We start from the raw sequence: 1,255 nt of genomic DNA, 5'->3' as shown, positions 1-1,255 counted from the left end.
GAGCCGGTCCGAGGCGGCTTTGCAGGCCTCCGCGTCGCGGACCATGATCGGCACGATGTGCGTGTCGGTCGGCAACACGGGCAGACCCGCATGGACGAGCGCGGCCTTGGTGCGGTTCACCTGGTAGTGCTGCTTGGCACGCTCGTCCGAGGATGTCTTGAGGTGGCGCACGGAGGCGGMAGCAGCGGCCGCCACGGCCGGGGGAAGGGCGGTGGTGAAGATGAAGCCGGGAGCGAAGCTGCGCACGGCATCGACGATCGTCCGGGATGCGGCGATGTAACCGCCCATGACGCCGAATGCCTTGCCCAGCGTGCCCTCGATCACGTCGATTCGATGCATGGCGCCGTCGCGCTCCGCGATGCCGCCGCCGCGCTGGCCATACATGCCGACGGCGTGAACTTCGTCCAGATAGGTCATGGCATCGTAGCGGTCGGCGAGATCGCAAATTGCGTGGATCGGCGAAATGTCCCCATCCATCGAGTAGACGCTCTCGAAGACGATGAGCTTCGGCCGATTCCCAGCGCCGATCAGCAATTCTTCGAGGTGGGCCAGATCGTTGTGGCGGAAGACAGCCTTGTCGCAACCGGACTGGCGAACGCCCTCGATCATCGAATTGTGGTTGAGAGCGTCGGACAGCACCATGCAATTCGGCAGAAGCTTGGCAATCGTCGATATGCCGGTTTGGTTCGAAACGTAGCCGGAGGTGAAGACCAGGCCCGCCTCCTTGCCGTGGAGATCCGCGAGCTCCGCTTCCAGATCGACGAGAGGGTGACTGTTGCCGGAAATATTGCGGGTGCCCCCGGCGCCCGTGCCGACCCGCCATGCCGTTTCGACCATGGCGCGCATGACGCCTTTGTTCTGCCCCATGCCCAGATAATCGTTGGAACACCACACGGTGATGTCGCGACGCCCTTCCGGGCTATGCCAGATCGCCGTTGGGAAACGGCCGGCCTGCCGCTCGATGTCGGCGAAAACGCGATAGCGCCGTTCCTGTTTCAGGCGTTCAAGGGCGGAGGCGAAGTAGTCTTGATAGTCCATCATCTCACCGGATGCGGCGTGGAAACGCCCCAAACTAGACGGGGGCGGCGACGATCGGCATTGATCTCGGTCAACGCCTCGGACACTGATAATCTGGTTGAGGCCCGTTTGCGAAGTCTTTATCTGATGAAGGCGACGATGGGTCGCGTGAAATCATGACGGACGTGAGAGCCGAACGAAAAGCCGAACGCCTCAAGGCTGCTTTGAAAGAGAACCT

General features: G+C 62.3%; 1 protein-coding gene. It reads right to left on the bottom strand.

Features of this window, described 5'->3' with window-relative positions; all coding sequences use genetic code 11:
• Positions 1–1,038, bottom strand: a 1,038-nt coding sequence (gene hemA, locus AC1DT3_RS21665; RefSeq protein ID WP_477467245.1) for a 5-aminolevulinate synthase, incomplete at its 3' end; no start/stop codon positions are given.
• Positions 1,039–1,255: the final 217 nt, after the last annotated feature.

Source organism: Microvirga sp. P4_G7, from assembly GCF_056401005.1.
The sequence above is the reverse complement of the archived record's forward strand: the minus strand, read 5'-3'. Positions and strand labels throughout refer to the sequence as shown.